The organism is Streptomyces sp. NBC_01235, assembly GCF_035989285.1.
GTDB lineage: Bacteria > Actinomycetota > Actinomycetes > Streptomycetales > Streptomycetaceae > Streptomyces.
The window spans coordinates 5969007-5983844 of sequence record NZ_CP108513.1 but is presented as its reverse complement, the minus strand read 5'-3'; the positions used below and the strand labels follow the sequence as shown (position 1 = coordinate 5983844).

Here is a 14838-nt window from a genome sequence, read left to right as displayed (position 1 = left end):
AGAGAGGTGCGTATGTCGGCTCAGGCTGGCGCTCGGCTGTTTCGGGAAACATGGATTGCCGGTGTGCGGAAGCACTTCCCTGGCGAGCCGAAGTCCAGCTACGTGACCCCGTGGGAGGAGACGCCGGACTGGGAACGCCAGGCGGCGGGAGCCGTCTACGACCAGGTGCGTCATTTCCTGGAGGTCAGTGGTGGCCACGCCGCACGGCTGAGCCGGGAGCAGAAGGGACGCTTCGTTGCCACCTGCTGGACGGCTCAGATGTACAGGCACTTCGAGGACCCCAAGCCGGGCTACGTGGCGGACTGGCCCGACCTCCCGGACTGGCAGAAGGAAACCGACTCCGACATCTTCGAGGCTGTCGAACAGTCACTCCGCTGAAGCGAACGACTGCATGGGCGCGACCTGGCTCGCCTGGCACGCGCCGCGAGAGGTGTAGAGCACTCCACCCCCGCCTGGGGAGAGCAGCCCCTCGTGGTCGTCGGCCGGGGACGGGATCGTTGATCTCACAAGATCAAGCGGCTTCCCGACGCGGAAGTCCACTCCCGCCCCCGAAAGGCAGACGCCCGTGAAGGCACTTCTCTCCTCTCGCCCCGTCCTGTGGTTCCTGTTCCTCTTCAACCTCACCGTGGCCCTGGCCGCCCCGCTCATCGACGACAGCGCGAAGGGCATCGCGACGGGCATCGGCATGGCGGTTGCCTCGCTCGGCGCGGGCTCGGCCCTCTACCAGGGCCGCGGGCAACGGGCCTGAGCAAGACGGGAACGACGGGACGGGAACCTCACGCGTCGGGCAGGCCCTCGTCCACCGGCGTCTCGGCATGGGCGACGAAGTCGTCGACGAGGCGGTGGAAGAGGGTCGCGAGCTGCCGCAGGTCGTCCGGGTCCCAGGCGGCCAGGGCGACGTTCATGCCGCGACGGCCGGCCTCCCGTATGCGGTCGATCGCGCCCTGCCCCGCCTCGGTGAGCTGGATGAGCTGGGCCCGCCGGTCGTCCGGGTCCGCGACGCGGACGACGAGACCGGCCCTCTCCAACTGCCGCAGCTGCCGCGTGACATGGGAGGCCTCCACGGACAGCCGCACGGCGAGCATCCCGGGGCGCAGCGGGTCGGTCTCGGCGAGGTGGCGGAGGATCGCCACGGCGGCCCGGTCCAGCGGGAGTCCGGCGAGCGCCATCAGCCGGTCGTGCTGGCGAGCGCGTCCTGCCAGGTAGGTGATGCGGGTGAGGGCCTGCTCGACGGCGATCACGTCTGCGGGCACGGGAGTTGCGGGTGGCGGTATCGGCATCCTTTCACGGTACAGATACTTGCCTAACTCAAGCAAGATGGGATTGATTGCTTGACTTAAGTAAGTCACCATGGTTGCCTAACTCAAGCAACTAAGAGCTCTCGAACCCCTGGAGCGTCTCCCATGCCGCACGCCACCATCGCCCCCGCCCGGAAGAGCCGCACCCGCCGGCCGGCCCCCGCCCGCCACGGTGCCGTGCGGCACCCGGCCCCCGCCTCCGCCCCCGCCTGGACCGTCATGCCCCTCTGGCAGGCCCTGCTCCCCGACGGAGACGCGGTCACGGACGGAGCCCGCCCGTGACCGCGACCGCCCACCTGGCCTGCCTCTTCCTCCTCCTCGCCGCCGCGCTCGGCACCTCCGCCCTGGTCGCCGCCTGGCACGGCTGGGGCCACTCCACCGGCCACTCCACCGGCCACTCCACCGGCTGACCCGCCGCCCACCGCCGGCCGGCCCCCCTCCTCCCCTCTCACCCCCTCCCCTCTCACCGCTTCCCCTCTCACCGCTTCCCCTCTCACCCATGGCCCCCTCTCCTCATCGCCCCCGAGGTCGAGCAACAGGGAACCCCCTTCCATGAGCTCCCAGCCCCCTTCCCAGCCCGCCGGACCCCTCGATCCACGGGTCGACCCCACGGAACTGCCGGGATCGCCGCTGAGCGGCGGCCGCCCCCGTCCCGCCGACGCGGCCCTCGCCGCCGCCCTCTTCGCCTGTGCGTTCCCCGGCAGTGTGATCACCTTCCCCGGCCAGGACCTGGGCGTCCCCTGGTGGCCCGGGGTGCTGCTGGCCGGCGTCTCCTGCGCGGTGCTGATCTGGCGCCGCGACCGTCCCCGCTGCACGGTCGCCGTGAACCTCGCCTGCGCGGTCGCCGCCGCCGCGCTCGGGTACCTGCTCACGGTGCTGCTGCTGGCGCCCCTCATGGTCGCCCTGTACTCGCTCGCCGTCGCCACCGACCGCAGGACCGCCAACACCTGCGCCTTCACCGGCATCGCCCTGCTCGTCGGAACCGGTCTGGCCGCGGGTCCGGCCGGCGAACCGCTGGTCCTCAAGCTGCTCGGTCCCACTGCCTGGCTGCTGCTGCCCACCTCGCTGGGTACGGTGACCCGGCTGCGCGCCGCCTACCTGGACGCCGTCCGGGCCCGCGCCGAGCATGCCGAACGCACCCGCGAGGAAGAGACGCGCCGCCGGGTCACCGAGGAGCGCATGCGCATCGCCCGTGATCTGCACGACGTCGTCGCCCACCACCTGGTCCTGGCCGGGCTGCAGGCCGGCGCCGTGGCCCGCCACCTCCCCGCCCGCCCCGAGGAGGCCGCCCGCCTCACCGCCGACCTCACGGGAACCACCGCCTCGGCGCTGCGTGAACTCAAGGCGACCGTCGGCCTGTTGCGCCGGGCGGACGACGCCGAGGAGCCCACGGCCACCGCCACGTCCACTCCGGGCCTGGCCCAACTTCCCGAGCTGGCCGCCTCCTTCAAGGGTGCGGGCCTCCAGGTCACGCTCCACACCGAGGGCGAGCCCGGCCCCCTCACGGCGGGCGCGGATCTCACGGCGTACCGGATCGTGCAGGAGGCCCTCACCAACGTCACCAAGCACGCGGGCGCCCACACGGCCGAGATACGGCTCGTCTACGCGGCCGACCGACTGGCCGTCACGGTCACGAACGACGGCGGCCCCCGCCCGCTGTCCCTCGCCTCCGCCCCCGCCCCCACTTCCGCTTCCGCTTCCGCTTCCGTCGGTACGGGTTACGGCCTCATCGGCATGCACGAGCGGGCCCGGTCGGCGGGCGGACGGGTCCGGACGGGCAACCGCCCGGGCGGCGGCTTCGAGGTCGTCACCGAGCTGCCGTTGCGATCACAGGACGCGGAAGGGGACACGAGAGCGGACACGAAAACGAACGAGTCCCACCCCGTCTGACACGGGATGGGACTCGTTCTTCATGGAGCGCCGGGCAGGCCTTGCACCTGCATTTCCCCGCAGGAAGCGGGGCGTCTTTCCTTGGACCACCAACGCAGAGGTCGTTCACCGTTTTTCTTTCCGGTGACCGGCTCAAGATCAAGCTTACCCCATCTCCGGGGTGCTGTTGACCACGTCCATGTACATCGCCAGGCAACCGCGTCAGGCGACGTCGTCGACCTTCAAGTCCTGCCCGACGACGAGGGTGACGACCCCGGCGGCGGCGGAGCCGTCCGCCGCGGGCACCAGGTTGGGCAGCCGGGAGGCGATGACGGCGGCCTGGCCGTCGAGGCCCGTCGGGTAGGTGACGGTCGACTTGGCCACCGTCCCGGGCGCGTTGCCCGTGCCGGTGACGGTGTAGCCGGCGTCCTTCAGCTTCTCCGCGACGGCGGCGGCGCGCCCCGGGACACCCGTGCCGTTGAGCACCTGAACGCGCACGCTGGAGGCGTACACCACGTTCTTCTTCGCCGCCTCCAACTGCGGCTTGGTGACCTCCTTGTCCTTGGCCAGGGAGGTGAACAGATCGGTCGCCTGCGGGTACTGCCACACGACGTTGGCCTTGTCGGCGGGATTGTCGGCGACACGCCCGTAGTTGGGCACCGTGAGGAAGCTGAGGCGGTCGCTCGGGATGCCCTTGAGCTCGTCGGCGAGTCCGTACAGCGGCTGGATGCCGGCGATGTCGGGGTCGGTCGTGAGGGACTTGGTGATCGACTGCAGGAAGCCGTACATCGCGTTCGGGCTCGTGAGCTTCGCCTTGGCCTTCTTCGCCAGGGCGTCCATGAACTCCTGCTGACGTCCGATGCGTCCGATGTCGGAGCCGTCGCCGACGCTGTAGCGGGCACGGACGTAGCCGAGCGCCTTCTCGCCCTTGAGGGTCTGGCAGCCGGCCGGCAGGTCGAGGTGGGCCTTCTCGTCGTGGATGGCCTCCTTCGGGCAGACCTCGATGCCCTCCAGCGCGTCGACCATGCCCTTGAAGCCGGAGAAGTCGACCGACATGAAGTGGTCGATGCGCAGACCGGTGTTGGCCTCGACGGTCTTGATGGTGCAGGCGGCGGCCTCGCCGACCTTGCCGTTGCTGCCGCCGATCGCGAACGCCTCGTTGATCTTGAAGTGGTGCGGGGAGGACGAACTGCCGTCCCCCTTCTCGCAGCTGGGTATCTCCACATACGAGTCACGCGGGAAGGACACGACCGAGGCCCACTTACGGTCGGCCGGTATGTGCAGCACCATCAGCGTGTCCGACTGCATGGTGGTCAGGTCCTTGCCGTACTTGGCGTTGGCGCCGTCGCGGCTGTCGGAACCGACGACCATGATGTTCTTCGAGCCGGGACTGAGGTTGACCGGCCGGTCGCCGCCCAACTTGTCATCGACGTCAGCGGAGTTGATGTTGTTGTTGAGGTCGTTGTAGATCCAGGCGCCGACCCCGCCGATCCCGAGGACGACGACGGCCGTCACACCGGCCCCCCACGCGAGGATCCGCCCGCGCCGGGTGAGCCGCGTGCCGCCGGACCTGCCCCTGCTCGCGGGGCCGCTCCCCCGGCTGTTCATCCGGCCGGCCGCCTCCATCGGAGTCCGCCCACGCCTTCTCGTTCCGCTCACCGGCGCTCGCCCTCCGCCTCGGCCGTTGTCACCCCGTACACCGTGCTCGGATCTTCGGCGTTGGTCACCGCCGAACGTCGGAACCCTACACGCGTGTAGGAATACGTCCGAAAGGCACGGGCGACTCAGAAGACGAACGGAGACACACAAGGGTTGCCCGTTGTTCACCTCTCCTCGACGGCCCGACGCCCGACCACCCGGAGGTGACCTCCCCACAGCCGTGACTCGCCCCTCCCGGTCCTTCACGCCAATGGCCCTCGGACCGGGCCCGGCGGCATGCGACCGAGCAGGAGCTGTGGAAGCGTCACGGGAAACCGGTCCGGTCCCAGACGTTCCTGGTGCACTCGCTTCATGAAGGGCGAACCGTGGTTGGTGCGGCTGTCGAGGCGGGGGAGCGATTCGCGCTGTCATGGGGGGAATTCAGCCTGGGGCAGTACCTGGGGCTGGTGCTGATCGCGGCCGGGACACTGGTCGGCGCCTGGTCGGGGCGGCGGTGGTCGCATCGCTCGACGGTGCTGCTGGGGGCCGCGTCGGGAGTGCTGCTGGCCGTGGCCGGGGCCGACATCGTCCCGCACGCCCTGCACGAGGCGGAAGAGGTGGGGCTCTCCGGCTGGGTCGTGCCGGTCGCCGCCGTGTCGGCCTTCGCGCTTGCCTCGGCGGGCCACTGGCTGCGCAAGCGGGGTGAGCCGGGGCGACTGGCGAGTGCCGGGACGGCGGTGGCCCTGGTGCTGCACCGGTTGGTGGAGGGCATGACGGTGGCCTTGCTGGCCTCGGTGCCCGTGGTGGCCGCGCTGGTCGTGCACTCCGTCAGTGAAGGACTCGCACTGACGGCGGTCCTCGACTCGCGGGGTCGGCGGCCCCTGACGCCGTGGCTGGTCGCCGTCTGCCTGAGTCCGCTCGTGGGCGGCTGGATCACCCTGGTGGCACCCGTGCCGGAATGGGTGCATGTGCTGCTGTTGTCCGTGGTCGCGGGTGTACTGCTGCGGGGTGCGAGCATGGCCCTGGCACTGGCCCGGCGCCGCCAGGCGGCCGGCGAGCTGGCGGGACCGCCCGTGCTGCTGGCGCTAGGGTCGGCGGTCGTCGTCACCGTGGCTGCCGTGCTGGTCCTGCGCTGACGTCGCCTCCTTGAGTTGCGCATACGTGTCCCGATGCGATGCTGGAAACACCCCACCTCCAAGGGGACATGCGCGGCCATGTGCCATTCGCCGCCGCGCCTCACCCCGCGTATCGGCAGAGCCGATGGGCACCCCCCACACAGCGGAAGGCACAGCCATGGCCGGAGCGGTTCGCGTGCGTCGCGACACGACAAAGATGACGGATGTATGGGACGAGCAGTTGTTGTGGTACGCCCGAGCGGTACGGGCGATGCAGGGCAGGCCGGAGAGCGATCCGACCAGCTGGCTCTTCCAGGCCAACATCCACGGCACGAGGTCGGCCAGCGACAACCCGGAATGGAACAACTGCCCGCACGGCGGCTGGTTCTTCCTGCCCTGGCACCGCGCCTACATCCTCTGCTTCGAGGGGATCGTGCGCGACGTCATCCAGAACGAGCTGGGCGGACCCAACGACTGGGCACTGCCGTACTGGAACTACACACGGGTGACGAACGGCAACCCGAACAGCCCGGAATCCCTGGAATGCCGTCGCCTGCCGAGCGCGTTCCGCAGCCCGGACTGGCCCGACGGCGAGGCGGACAACCCGCTGTTCCTGGCGGAGCCCAAGCGCAGCCCGGGTGCCGCCGGGGGACTTCCCGTCGAGTGGGCCGAGGTCAACCCGCACGCGGCGATGCAGGCACCGCACTTCACCGGCGTGACGCAGTTCGGCAGCGCGGACACCGACAGCCAGCTGCTCCACCGGAGTGCGGAGCACGACGGCCTGCTGGAAATGCAGCCCCACGACCTCATCCACGGCTACGTGGGGGGTGTGATGTTGCAGTTCATCTCGCCCCAGGACCCCATCTTCTGGCTGCACCACTGCCAGATCGACCGTCTCTGGGCCGCCTGGATCGCGAGCAACTCCGGGCACCGGAACCCGACGGAGGCGGACTGGCTCGGATTCACCCACACCTTCCGCAACGCGCAGGGCAACCAGGTGGGGTTCACCTCCGAGGAACTGCAGTCCGAGGAGGCGCTCGGATACGTCTACGAGTCGCTGACCGACGGAGTCGGGCTGAAGCCGCCCGAGCGCCTGGTCGCCATGATGGAAGCCGGCGTCGATCCCCCCGCCGAGAAGGTGGCGTCCACCACGGGTCCGACCGACCTGGGCCCGGACACCCTCACCGTCCCTCTGACCCCTGAGCCCAGCGCCCGCGCCGAGGCTCTGCCGGAGGCCGCCTCCCCGAACACCGAGTCCCGCGCCATCCTCACCATGGACGACGTACGCGCCGACGCGCCGCCCCAGACGAACTACCGTGTCTTCGTCGGCGCCCGCCCGGACCACGAAGAGGACCTCGACCCTGAAGGCCCGTACTTCATCGGCCACCTCCACTTCTTCGGCGCGGTCGGCGCCAGCACCCACCATCACGGTGGTTCGGGGCTCACCTTCAAGTTCGACATCACCGAGCACCTCACCGAGCTGCGCCAACTGGGCATGTGGAACGGCGAGGGCATTCCTCCCGTCGTCGTGACGCCGGCCACGCTCGGCCCGCCGCCGCCCGACGCAGAGGCGGAAGCAGTCGCCCGCGCGGCTGCCCCGACCCCACCGCCCGAGTCACGTCCCCGCATCGGCAGCATCTCCCTGGCCACCACCTGACCGGGCAGCGAGTTCCTCGTGGGCGGTATCGGTGCGGGACGTCTGAGCTGCCCGCACCGATACCGCCGCGCGGGAACCCGTTCGGGTCACCGGGTCGGAAACGGCCCGGTGACCGCAGGGCACACGTGTCCGTTGTCCGGCAGGCCCAGCCCGTACAGCGTCGGCTCGCCGTCCTCGGGGACGACGAAGGTGAGAGCGGCGGACGTCGACGGCACCCGTAGCGTGCGCTGGTCGCCGAAGGTAAGGAGCGGGTCGTCCTCCCAGCAGCAGCCGTTCGATGACGGGATCGGCGGCCTGCTGGGCGAGGGCGGACGCGACCGGCTGCCCGTACCCACCGGACGGCGCGGCGAGCCCGACCGCATCGGCCGCGCTGAACCGGAACACGCGGAACGGACCATGGATACGGCGGGCCGGCCGCCACGGCAGCAGCACGTCGACCGCCCACGCACCCGGCCCGCCGAGGCGGGCCGGGGCGGTGGGGACGCGGTAGGGCGGCCGGTCGTAGGCGGGGGCGGGGGTGGTGGCTGCGCTCTTGGCGTCGCTCATCCTGACATTGCCACCACCAACGCCCCATCGGTCAAGGCGGGTTACGGCGCGTCGATCAGGTCCACCGGCGGGACCGACACCGTGCGGGAGCCCTGGGTGCCGCCCAGGACGACCTTGCGCAGGGAGACGTTGTTCTTGGTGTTCGTCTCCTGCAGACGGTTCGCCGGGTTGGCGATGACCTGGATGTAGTAGGTGCCGTTCGGCAGGTCGGTGATGTCGAAGGACTGGCCGGGACGGTACTGGGTGTACGTGTCACCGGAGCCGACGTCGAGGACCTCGCGCACGGAGATGGAGTTCTGCTGGCCGCAGGCGGTCGACAGATCGGTGTTGTACGGGTGCCAGTTGGCGTTCTTCACCGTGTAGTCGATGGCGTCCGTGTTGGCGAGGCAGAACGCCTCCTTGCCGCTCTTCACGATCTCGTGCTGGTCGGCGGCGAGCAGCCGGTAGCTGGCGAAGTCCGTGAAGTGCCAGTGTTCGTGGCCGGTGCGCGGGTCCCACTCCATGGTGCCGGCGGGGGCGTAGCCGACCTGCTTGCCCTTGGCGTCGTAGAAGTACTGGTACGAGTCCATCAGTTCGGCGCCGGGCTTGCGGAAGCCGTCCACGATGAGGGGGGCGGGGCCGGCGTTCCAGACGTTGGCGCTGAAGGCGAGGTAGTCCTTGCCGGGGGCGTCTCCGTCCTCGCCGTCGGTGACCGCGATGCCCCAGGCGGGCAGCGAACGCAGGTCGGGCTTGGGCACGTTGGCCGGGACGCCCGCCCGTCCGGTGGGCCGCTTGGCGGCGGCCTTCAGCGCGGGCGCGATCCGGGAGCCGTCGGTGTGACCGGCGCCGTCGCCCAGGTGGTGGGCGAGACCGCGGGCCTCCAGGGCGTGGGAGAGCGCGGAGGGAGTGGGGGCGTCGGCGCCGCGGGGGCCGTAGTGGTGGTTGGCGTGGGCTTCCATGGAAGCGCCGGAGTGACCCGCGTGCGCGGAGTGGTCGCTGGAGGACGTCGACGAACGCAGGCCGACGCCACCCCCCTCTCCCCCGTCGCTCTCCTGCCGCACCGTCACCTTGATGGTCGGCTGGTCGTTCGGGATGCCGAAGAGGTCCCGGTACTTCTTCGCGACCGACACCTTGGCGGTGTACTCGCCCGCGGGCAGGTCCACCGGCTTGTCGTAGTCGACGGTGGTCGAGTTGGCCGCCCAGCCCTTCTCCACGCCCCAGACCGACCCGAGGGTGAAGGGGTTGGTGGAGCAGCTCTCCGGATAGTGCGAGGTGGCCGGGGCGTCCGGACGCAGCCGCCCGGAGGCGTTGTTGGGACAGAAGGTGCCCTGGGTCTTCTGCACCTCCACCCCGGCCGCGTTCTTGATGGACACCTCCAGGAAGCCGGGCAGCCCCCTGAAGTCCTTGACGGTGCCCGTGGGCAGCGTCTTCGTCGTCGCCTTCGACCCGTTGCGCAGTATCTGCTGGACGACGACGGGGTCCTTGTACGACTTGCGGGCCACCTTGAGCTCCAGCGGAGCGTTGTCGACGGTGACGTACGTGCCGAGGTCGAGGTAGACCCCGGCCTCACCGCCCTCCCCCTCGTACCGGTCGAGGGTCACGGCCTTCGACGCGGCGATCAGTTTGAGCTTCGGCTTGCCCGCCGTACTCCCCGTCGCGGCGCCGGCGCCGGGAGCGGCCCCGGCGACGGCGACGACGGTGAGCGCGGCCCCCGCGGCGAACGCCGCACGCTGGAGGCCCTTGCGGTGATGCTGTCTGGTCATCGGTTCCTCGTCTGCGAGTGCCCTGGTCAGGGGCATCGGACTGGACAGCCCACGGCCCCGGCCGCCGTGGCGGACAACGGCCACAGCCCACGGACGCACCCCACGCGCCCCGGCCGGAACTGTGAGCACCCTTTGAGAGGCCCAAACGGCCTTCCTGGGTTGCCTGGTGCGCAGAATCAGCGCAGGAACCACCGATGAACACGCGGAAGAACCAACGAAGTTCACTCCCCCGAGCAAGACCTCGCCAGACCGTCGGCAGCACCGCGGCCGGCTCGGTCGTCGGCTCCGGTCCGGAGCGGAATGCGCTCGTCGCGCCGGCGCGGGTGAAGTCACCGGCACCTACGCGACGAGGTCAGTTGTCCAAGGCCTCCCAGGCCTCCAAGGCCTCGGCGGGCTTGTCAGAGGCCGTACCTCCCCTTCAGGTGCCGCCAGAAGTCGCGCAGCATCCACTTGTCGAAGTCGGTGATCTGGGTGGCCGTGCCCGCGTTCATCAGGAAGCAGCACTGGCCGGTGGGGGTCCAGTCGTAGAAGTCGTCGAGGCCGAAGGTGTGGCCGACTTCATGCAGGTAGATGTGGATGTTCTCCTGGTTCAGGACGGACGTGAAGTACTCCTGGCCGACCCGCTGGCCCCAGTCGCCGCCGGCGCCGCCCTGGAAGCCCTTGGTGAGCCAGAGGGACTGGTCGTAGTGGCGGGCGGTGCCGCCGGGGCACTTGGAGTAGTTGCCGTCCTGGTGGAAGAAGCGGCCGCAGTCGGGGGCGCACTGCGGGGCGCCGGCGTCGTCGAGGACGCCGGAGTAGATGTCGACGGAGTTGTCGGTCCACTGGAGGGTGGAGCGGTCCTTGACGGCCCAGCCGACGATGTTGACCGGAACGGTGGTGTACGGCCAGTTGTCGTAGGCCCGGCCGTTCTCCACCTGCGCCGCCATCCACTTGGCGAACTGCTTCTTCAGGGCCGCGTGGATCTGGTCACGCAGGGCGGTGCTGACGGGGGCGTCGGACTCCCAGCGGACGCAGTAGTTGATGCTCCCCTTGTTGGCCATGACCTGGTCCCAGCCGTAGTTGCGGAAACCGTAGAGGTCGGGGTAGGTCGTCGAGACGTGGTTCCAGACCTCGTTCAGCGGCTGCACGAGGTTGGCGGGAGGATTCCACTCGTCGGCGGCCTCGGCGCGGGGGGCCGCGACGCCGGTCGCGTGGAAGAGGAGAGCGGCGAGCGCCGCGAGAACGGTGAGCAGTCGTGCGAGGGACCGTGCGGGATGCCTGCACATGGTGAACTCCTCGTGTGGGGAACGGGATTCACGTGCCTTCTTGTTCGTGCGTCTGCGCGCTTCGTGCACCTGTGGGTTGCCGCGGCCCCGGACAAAGGTTGCCGCCGCGCGGCCGCTTGCGTACGCCCTGCCCGCTGGTGCGTGGGTCGCGTCCCCGGTCCGGGTGGTTCGGTGGTGAGTTCGGGGCGGGGGAGGGGATGGGGCGTCATGATGAGCCGATGTTTCGTCCCCCTTGGTCGCTTCGGTCCCTTCAGTCCCTTCAGTCCCTTCGTGGTCTTCGGGGTCTGCTGGGTCCGCTCCTCGCCGCCCTTGTGTTTCTCGTCGGGCCCGCCTGTGTTCCCGTGGGAAAGGGAGTCGGTGGGCCGCCCGGGGCGTTCGGGGCGTATGTGGGGTACGACGGTGCCGGGGTGCGGCGGATCGCGGGGCTGGACGAGTGGCTGGGTGCGGCGACGCCTCGGGTCGGGCACGCGTATCTGCCGGGGGACCGGTGGAGCAACATCGAGGGGGCGCCCGGGTATCTGGAGTACTGGGCGCGGTGGCGGAGCCAGCGCGCCGACCGGATGTTCGTGCTCAACGTGCCGATGCTGGAGCGGACCGAGGAGCACGTGTCCGACGCGGTCGTGCGGGAGGAGCTGCGCAAGGGAGCCCGGGGCGACTACGACGGGCACTTCCGGGCGCTGGCCCGGCGGCTCGTCGCGCTCGGGGTGCCCGATGCCGTGCTGGTGGTGGGGTGGGAGATGAACGGGACCACGTACACCCACCGCTGCGGGCCCGATCCGGTGGCCTGGAAGCGGTACTGGGGCCGGATCGTCGACGTCATGCGGTCCGAGGAGCCCGTGGAGTCCGAGGAGTCCGTGGGCGGTGCGGGGCAGCGGTTTCGGTTCGAGTTCACGCCCAGTCGGGGGCGGGACGCCGTCCCGTGGACCGAGTGCTATCCCGGCGACCGGTACGTCGACGTCGTCGGCATGGACGCCTACGACCAGCCGCACGGCATGTCCTTCGAGGAGCAGGTCGCCGAGCCGTACGGTCTCGCCGCGCAGGTGCGGTTCGCGCGGGCGCACGGCAAGCCGGTCTCGTACCCGGAGTGGGGGCTGTACCGCAACGGCGACAACCCGGACTACGTACGCGCCATGCTCACCTGGTTCGCCGAGCACCGGCCGCTGTACCAGACCATCAGCGACTACTGTCCGCACGGCGTGTGGAGATGCTCCGGCAATCCCCGGTCGTCCGCCGTCTATCGCTCCCTGCTCGCGGGGCCGCACGGGTGAACGCTGCCCGCCCTCCGGGCGCGTACCGTGCCAGGCCGCCCCGCCCGGCCGATGATCACACGATGGGACGAGAACACCACGCGCACCCGCGTGCAGCGACGGGGGCGGCCGCCTTGCTCGCCCTCCTCCTGCTCGCGCTCGCCGCCGTGCCCGCCCGAGCCGGGAGCGACGGGTCGCGCACGGCCGCCGCCCGTGCCGTCCGCGCGCACGAGCAGGCTCGCGAGCGGGTCGACCGGCTCCGGGAAACCGACGCTCTCCCCACGCGGATCAAGAACGCCGAACGCCGTCGCAAGGCCCTCCGGGCGGACCTGTGGGACATGCTGCGGGCCGCGGGGCGGGACTCCGGGGACCCGGTCGCCGTCGATCCGTCCGGGCGGGACGGCCACTGCCCGTTCGGAAACCGCAGCCGCCCGGCCTCGCCTTCAGCCTCGTCCCCGGCTTCGTCCTCGTCCGGGCGGCGCGCCAAGCTCTGGACCGCCCCGACCCGACGCTACCGGCTCTCCGCCGGCTACGCCGCGAAGGGCTCCCACTGGATGCACCGTCACACCGGCCAGGACTTCGCCGTTGCCTCCGGTACACCCGTGTACGCCGTCGGCTCCGGCACCGTCCGCGCGACGACCTGCGGCGACGGCTTCGGCAACCAGGTCCTGATCCGGCACGGCGACGGCTACTTCACGCTGTACGCCCATCTGTCCCGCATCGACGTACGCAAGGGGGCGCGTGTGACGGCCGGCCAGCGCATCGGCCTGTCCGGCGCGTCCGGCAACGTCACCGGCCCGCACCTCCACTTCGAGGTGCGGATCACCCCCTACATCGGCTCCGCGGTGTCGCCCCTGCCCTGGCTGCGCCGCAAGGCCGTGGACGTGTCCGTCAGGCCACGGGGCCGTTCTTTCGCCGTCCCCCCGGTTTCTCCGGGTTGACCAACGTGACGCTCGCGCCCGTGCGCCGTGTCCGGTGGGACAGCCGGATCGCGGCGAGCATGCCGGTGCAGCCGGCGCCGAGGACGACGATGCGGTGGCCGTCGTACCTCATGGTCAGTCACTCCCTGGGTCGACGGTGACACCCATGGGACAGACGACCCGGCCGGGACGCGACAGATCGGAATGTGATCCGGGTCACACTCACGTAGGCGGGTCGTACGCGAGCCCTACGCGAGCCGTGCACCCGGGGATACGTGGGGGCTGCCCCGCCGACCCGGGGCAGCCCGGCGTGCCGCCGGGACAGGGGACGGTGTTCACACGCCCGCGTGAGGGGTGACGGGCGGACGGTGGACGGCCGCCAGCGCCCAGATCACGAAGACGTCGATGGCGATCTGGACGACCGCCCAGAACGGCGCGTACGGCAGGAACAGGAACTGCAGGACCAGGCTCAGGGAAGCCAGCACGATGCCGCCGATCCGGGCCCACTCGGCGCTCTCGGCCCCCTTGAGCAGCCCGAAGCCGGTCACCGCCGCCACGACCCCCACGATCAGCAGGACCCAGCCCCAGCCGGTCAGGTTCATCTCGTAGACGTAGTCGCCGACCCGGGCGTAGACGTCGTCCTCGGCGATCGCGGCGATGCCCTGGAAGACGGCGAGAAGCCCGCTCACGAACATGAGCACGCCCGCGAAGAGGACACCCCCGGCGGCGAGCCCGCCGCCCGCCCGCGGGGGCGCGGCCCGGCCGGGCGTGCCCGTGCCCTGGTGGGACGGGTCCCAGACCGGGGGCCCCTGCGACTGCGGCGGCTGGGAGTACGACTGGTCTCTCATGGCGCTGCCCGTTTCCGTGTAGGTGGCCGGCCTAGGCCTTCATCCTGCTGTCCATGTCGACCATCCGTCCGGGTGAGGGCCGTCACCACGGGGGTGCGCCGTACGGGTGAGCCGGCATGCGGACGGCGCCGACCGCCCCTTCACTGGAGGAAGGCCCGCGGGAACCAACAGGAGGCACGATGCCGCGCACCAAGGGCGTGCTGGCGCTGACGGCGGCGATCTGCGCCGTCGCACTCACCGGCTGCTCGGACGACAACACCCCCTCGTCCGTGTCGTCGGCGGCCAGCAAGGCCGCCTCCGCCGCCGAGTCGCTGGGCAGGGAGGCCACCGCGGCCGCGTCCTCCCTCGCCTCCGAGGCATCGTCGGCGTTCGCCTCGGCGACGGCGGAGGTGGGCCGCGAGCTCGACCAGATCAAGGGCGGGGTGGACGTCGAGGGCGACGTGAAGCTCGGCACGCCGGGCACCGACGGCGACCGCAGCACGGTCGAGGTCACCGTCACCAACAGCGCCGACTCGACGAAGTCCTTCGCCGTCCAGGTCGACTTCAAGGACTCCGGGGGCAACCGGCTCGACACGGTCCTCGTCACCGTCTCGGACGTCCCGGCCGGCAAGACCGGCAAGGCCACCGCCCGCAGCAACCGCACACTCTCCGGCGCGGTGAAGACGGAGGTGGCCCGGGCGGTGCGGTACTGAC

General features: G+C 70.8%; 17 protein-coding genes. 10 read left to right on the top strand and 7 right to left on the bottom strand.

The window, feature by feature from the left end; translation table 11 throughout:
- Positions 1 to 12 precede the first annotated feature (12 nt).
- Entirely contained in the window at positions 13 to 378 is a 366-nt protein-coding gene (locus OG289_RS26625) for a hypothetical protein (RefSeq protein ID WP_327316540.1), read from the top strand.
- Between the two features lie 187 nt (positions 379 to 565).
- Positions 566 to 748, top strand: coding sequence for a hypothetical protein (locus OG289_RS26620; RefSeq protein ID WP_327316539.1), 183 nt, complete (start codon positions 566 to 568; stop codon positions 746 to 748).
- Between the two features lie 28 nt (positions 749 to 776).
- Here OG289_RS26620 and OG289_RS26615 read toward each other — a convergent pair whose 3' ends face one another.
- On the bottom strand, positions 777 to 1280 hold the full coding sequence (locus OG289_RS26615; RefSeq protein ID WP_327316538.1) for a MarR family winged helix-turn-helix transcriptional regulator: 504 nt from the start codon (positions 1278 to 1280) through the stop codon (positions 777 to 779).
- Positions 1281 to 1403: 123 nt separating this feature from the next.
- On the opposite strand from OG289_RS26615, the gene OG289_RS26610 reads away from it, so the two are divergent.
- From OG289_RS26610 to OG289_RS26600, 3 genes are all read left to right on the top strand, one after another.
- Entirely contained in the window at positions 1404 to 1580 is a 177-nt protein-coding gene (locus tag OG289_RS26610; RefSeq protein WP_327316537.1) for a hypothetical protein, read from the top strand.
- Complete coding sequence (locus OG289_RS26605) at positions 1577 to 1708, top strand: hypothetical protein (protein WP_327316536.1); 132 nt, start codon at positions 1577 to 1579, stop codon at positions 1706 to 1708. The genes OG289_RS26610 and OG289_RS26605 overlap by 4 nt, the downstream gene beginning before the upstream one ends.
- A gap of 142 nt (positions 1709 to 1850) precedes the next feature.
- Entirely contained in the window at positions 1851 to 3188 is a 1338-nt protein-coding gene (locus OG289_RS26600) for a sensor histidine kinase (protein WP_327316535.1), read from the top strand.
- A 201-nt stretch (positions 3189 to 3389) separates the two neighbouring features.
- Here the strand turns inward: OG289_RS26600 and OG289_RS26595 are convergent, their stop codons facing one another.
- Positions 3390 to 4775: an LCP family protein gene (locus tag OG289_RS26595; RefSeq protein WP_327316534.1), complete on the bottom strand. Its 1386-nt coding sequence runs from the start codon at positions 4773 to 4775 to the stop codon at positions 3390 to 3392.
- A gap of 416 nt (positions 4776 to 5191) precedes the next feature.
- Between OG289_RS26595 and OG289_RS26590 the strand changes: the two genes are divergently transcribed.
- A complete protein-coding gene (locus OG289_RS26590) occupies positions 5192 to 5941 on the top strand; it encodes a hypothetical protein (RefSeq protein ID WP_327316532.1) in 750 nt (249 codons plus the stop codon).
- A gap of 196 nt (positions 5942 to 6137) precedes the next feature.
- Positions 6138 to 7577 carry a tyrosinase family protein gene (locus OG289_RS26585; protein WP_327316531.1) on the top strand — a complete coding sequence of 480 codons (1440 nt, stop codon included), beginning with the start codon at positions 6138 to 6140 and terminating at the stop codon, positions 7575 to 7577.
- Positions 7578 to 7663: 86 nt separating this feature from the next.
- On the opposite strand, the gene OG289_RS26580 is transcribed toward OG289_RS26585, so the two are convergent.
- The 3 genes from OG289_RS26580 to OG289_RS26570 form a co-directional block, all read right to left on the bottom strand.
- Complete coding sequence (locus OG289_RS26580; protein WP_327316530.1) at positions 7664 to 7792, bottom strand: hypothetical protein; 129 nt, start codon at positions 7790 to 7792, stop codon at positions 7664 to 7666.
- A gap of 372 nt (positions 7793 to 8164) precedes the next feature.
- Positions 8165 to 9865 carry a lysyl oxidase family protein gene (locus OG289_RS26575; RefSeq protein ID WP_327316529.1) on the bottom strand — a complete coding sequence of 567 codons (1701 nt, stop codon included), beginning with the start codon at positions 9863 to 9865 and terminating at the stop codon, positions 8165 to 8167.
- A gap of 398 nt (positions 9866 to 10263) precedes the next feature.
- Positions 10264 to 11130 carry a hypothetical protein gene (locus OG289_RS26570; RefSeq protein ID WP_327316528.1) on the bottom strand — a complete coding sequence of 289 codons (867 nt, stop codon included), beginning with the start codon at positions 11128 to 11130 and terminating at the stop codon, positions 10264 to 10266.
- Between the two features lie 218 nt (positions 11131 to 11348).
- On the opposite strand from OG289_RS26570, the gene OG289_RS26565 reads away from it, so the two are divergent.
- Positions 11349 to 12398 carry a glycoside hydrolase family 26 protein gene (locus tag OG289_RS26565; protein WP_327316527.1) on the top strand — a complete coding sequence of 350 codons (1050 nt, stop codon included), beginning with the start codon at positions 11349 to 11351 and terminating at the stop codon, positions 12396 to 12398.
- Between the two features lie 62 nt (positions 12399 to 12460).
- Positions 12461 to 13318, top strand: coding sequence for a M23 family metallopeptidase (locus OG289_RS26560; RefSeq protein WP_327316526.1), 858 nt, complete (start codon positions 12461 to 12463; stop codon positions 13316 to 13318).
- On the opposite strand, the gene OG289_RS26555 is transcribed toward OG289_RS26560, so the two are convergent.
- Positions 13269 to 13430 (bottom strand): FAD/NAD(P)-binding protein, encoded by a 162-nt coding sequence (locus OG289_RS26555; protein ID WP_327316525.1) that lies wholly within the window; start codon positions 13428 to 13430, stop codon positions 13269 to 13271. The genes OG289_RS26560 and OG289_RS26555 overlap by 50 nt on opposite strands.
- Positions 13431 to 13632: 202 nt before the next feature.
- Positions 13633 to 14145: a DUF7144 family membrane protein gene (locus OG289_RS26550; RefSeq protein WP_327316524.1), complete on the bottom strand. Its 513-nt coding sequence runs from the start codon at positions 14143 to 14145 to the stop codon at positions 13633 to 13635.
- Positions 14146 to 14324: 179 nt separating this feature from the next.
- On the opposite strand from OG289_RS26550, the gene OG289_RS26545 reads away from it, so the two are divergent.
- Entirely contained in the window at positions 14325 to 14837 is a 513-nt protein-coding gene (locus tag OG289_RS26545) for an FxLYD domain-containing protein (RefSeq protein ID WP_327316523.1), read from the top strand.
- Position 14838 lies beyond the last annotated feature (1 nt).

Bases quoted from the DNA above. Each gene is read 5' to 3' on its own strand.
- OG289_RS26565 (WP_327316527.1), top strand. From the start codon at position 11,349: ATGTTTCGTCCCCCTTGGTCGCTTCGGTCCCTTCAGTCCCTTCAGTCC.
- OG289_RS26545 (WP_327316523.1), top strand. From the start codon at position 14,325: ATGCCGCGCACCAAGGGCGTGCTGGCGCTGACGGCGGCGATCTGCGCC.
- OG289_RS26560 (WP_327316526.1), top strand. From the start codon at position 12,461: ATGGGACGAGAACACCACGCGCACCCGCGTGCAGCGACGGGGGCGGCC.
- OG289_RS26570 (WP_327316528.1), bottom strand. From the start codon at position 11,130: ATGTGCAGGCATCCCGCACGGTCCCTCGCACGACTGCTCACCGTTCTC.
- OG289_RS26550 (WP_327316524.1), bottom strand. From the start codon at position 14,145: ATGAGAGACCAGTCGTACTCCCAGCCGCCGCAGTCGCAGGGGCCCCCG.
- OG289_RS26600 (WP_327316535.1), top strand. From the start codon at position 1,851: ATGAGCTCCCAGCCCCCTTCCCAGCCCGCCGGACCCCTCGATCCACGG.
- OG289_RS26575 (WP_327316529.1), bottom strand. From the start codon at position 9,865: ATGACCAGACAGCATCACCGCAAGGGCCTCCAGCGTGCGGCGTTCGCC.
- OG289_RS26615 (WP_327316538.1), bottom strand. From the start codon at position 1,280: ATGCCGATACCGCCACCCGCAACTCCCGTGCCCGCAGACGTGATCGCC.
- OG289_RS26595 (WP_327316534.1), bottom strand. From the start codon at position 4,775: ATGAACAGCCGGGGGAGCGGCCCCGCGAGCAGGGGCAGGTCCGGCGGC.
- OG289_RS26555 (WP_327316525.1), bottom strand. From the start codon at position 13,430: ATGAGGTACGACGGCCACCGCATCGTCGTCCTCGGCGCCGGCTGCACC.
- OG289_RS26585 (WP_327316531.1), top strand. From the start codon at position 6,138: ATGACGGATGTATGGGACGAGCAGTTGTTGTGGTACGCCCGAGCGGTA.
- OG289_RS26610 (WP_327316537.1), top strand. From the start codon at position 1,404: ATGCCGCACGCCACCATCGCCCCCGCCCGGAAGAGCCGCACCCGCCGG.
- OG289_RS26625 (WP_327316540.1), top strand. From the start codon at position 13: ATGTCGGCTCAGGCTGGCGCTCGGCTGTTTCGGGAAACATGGATTGCC.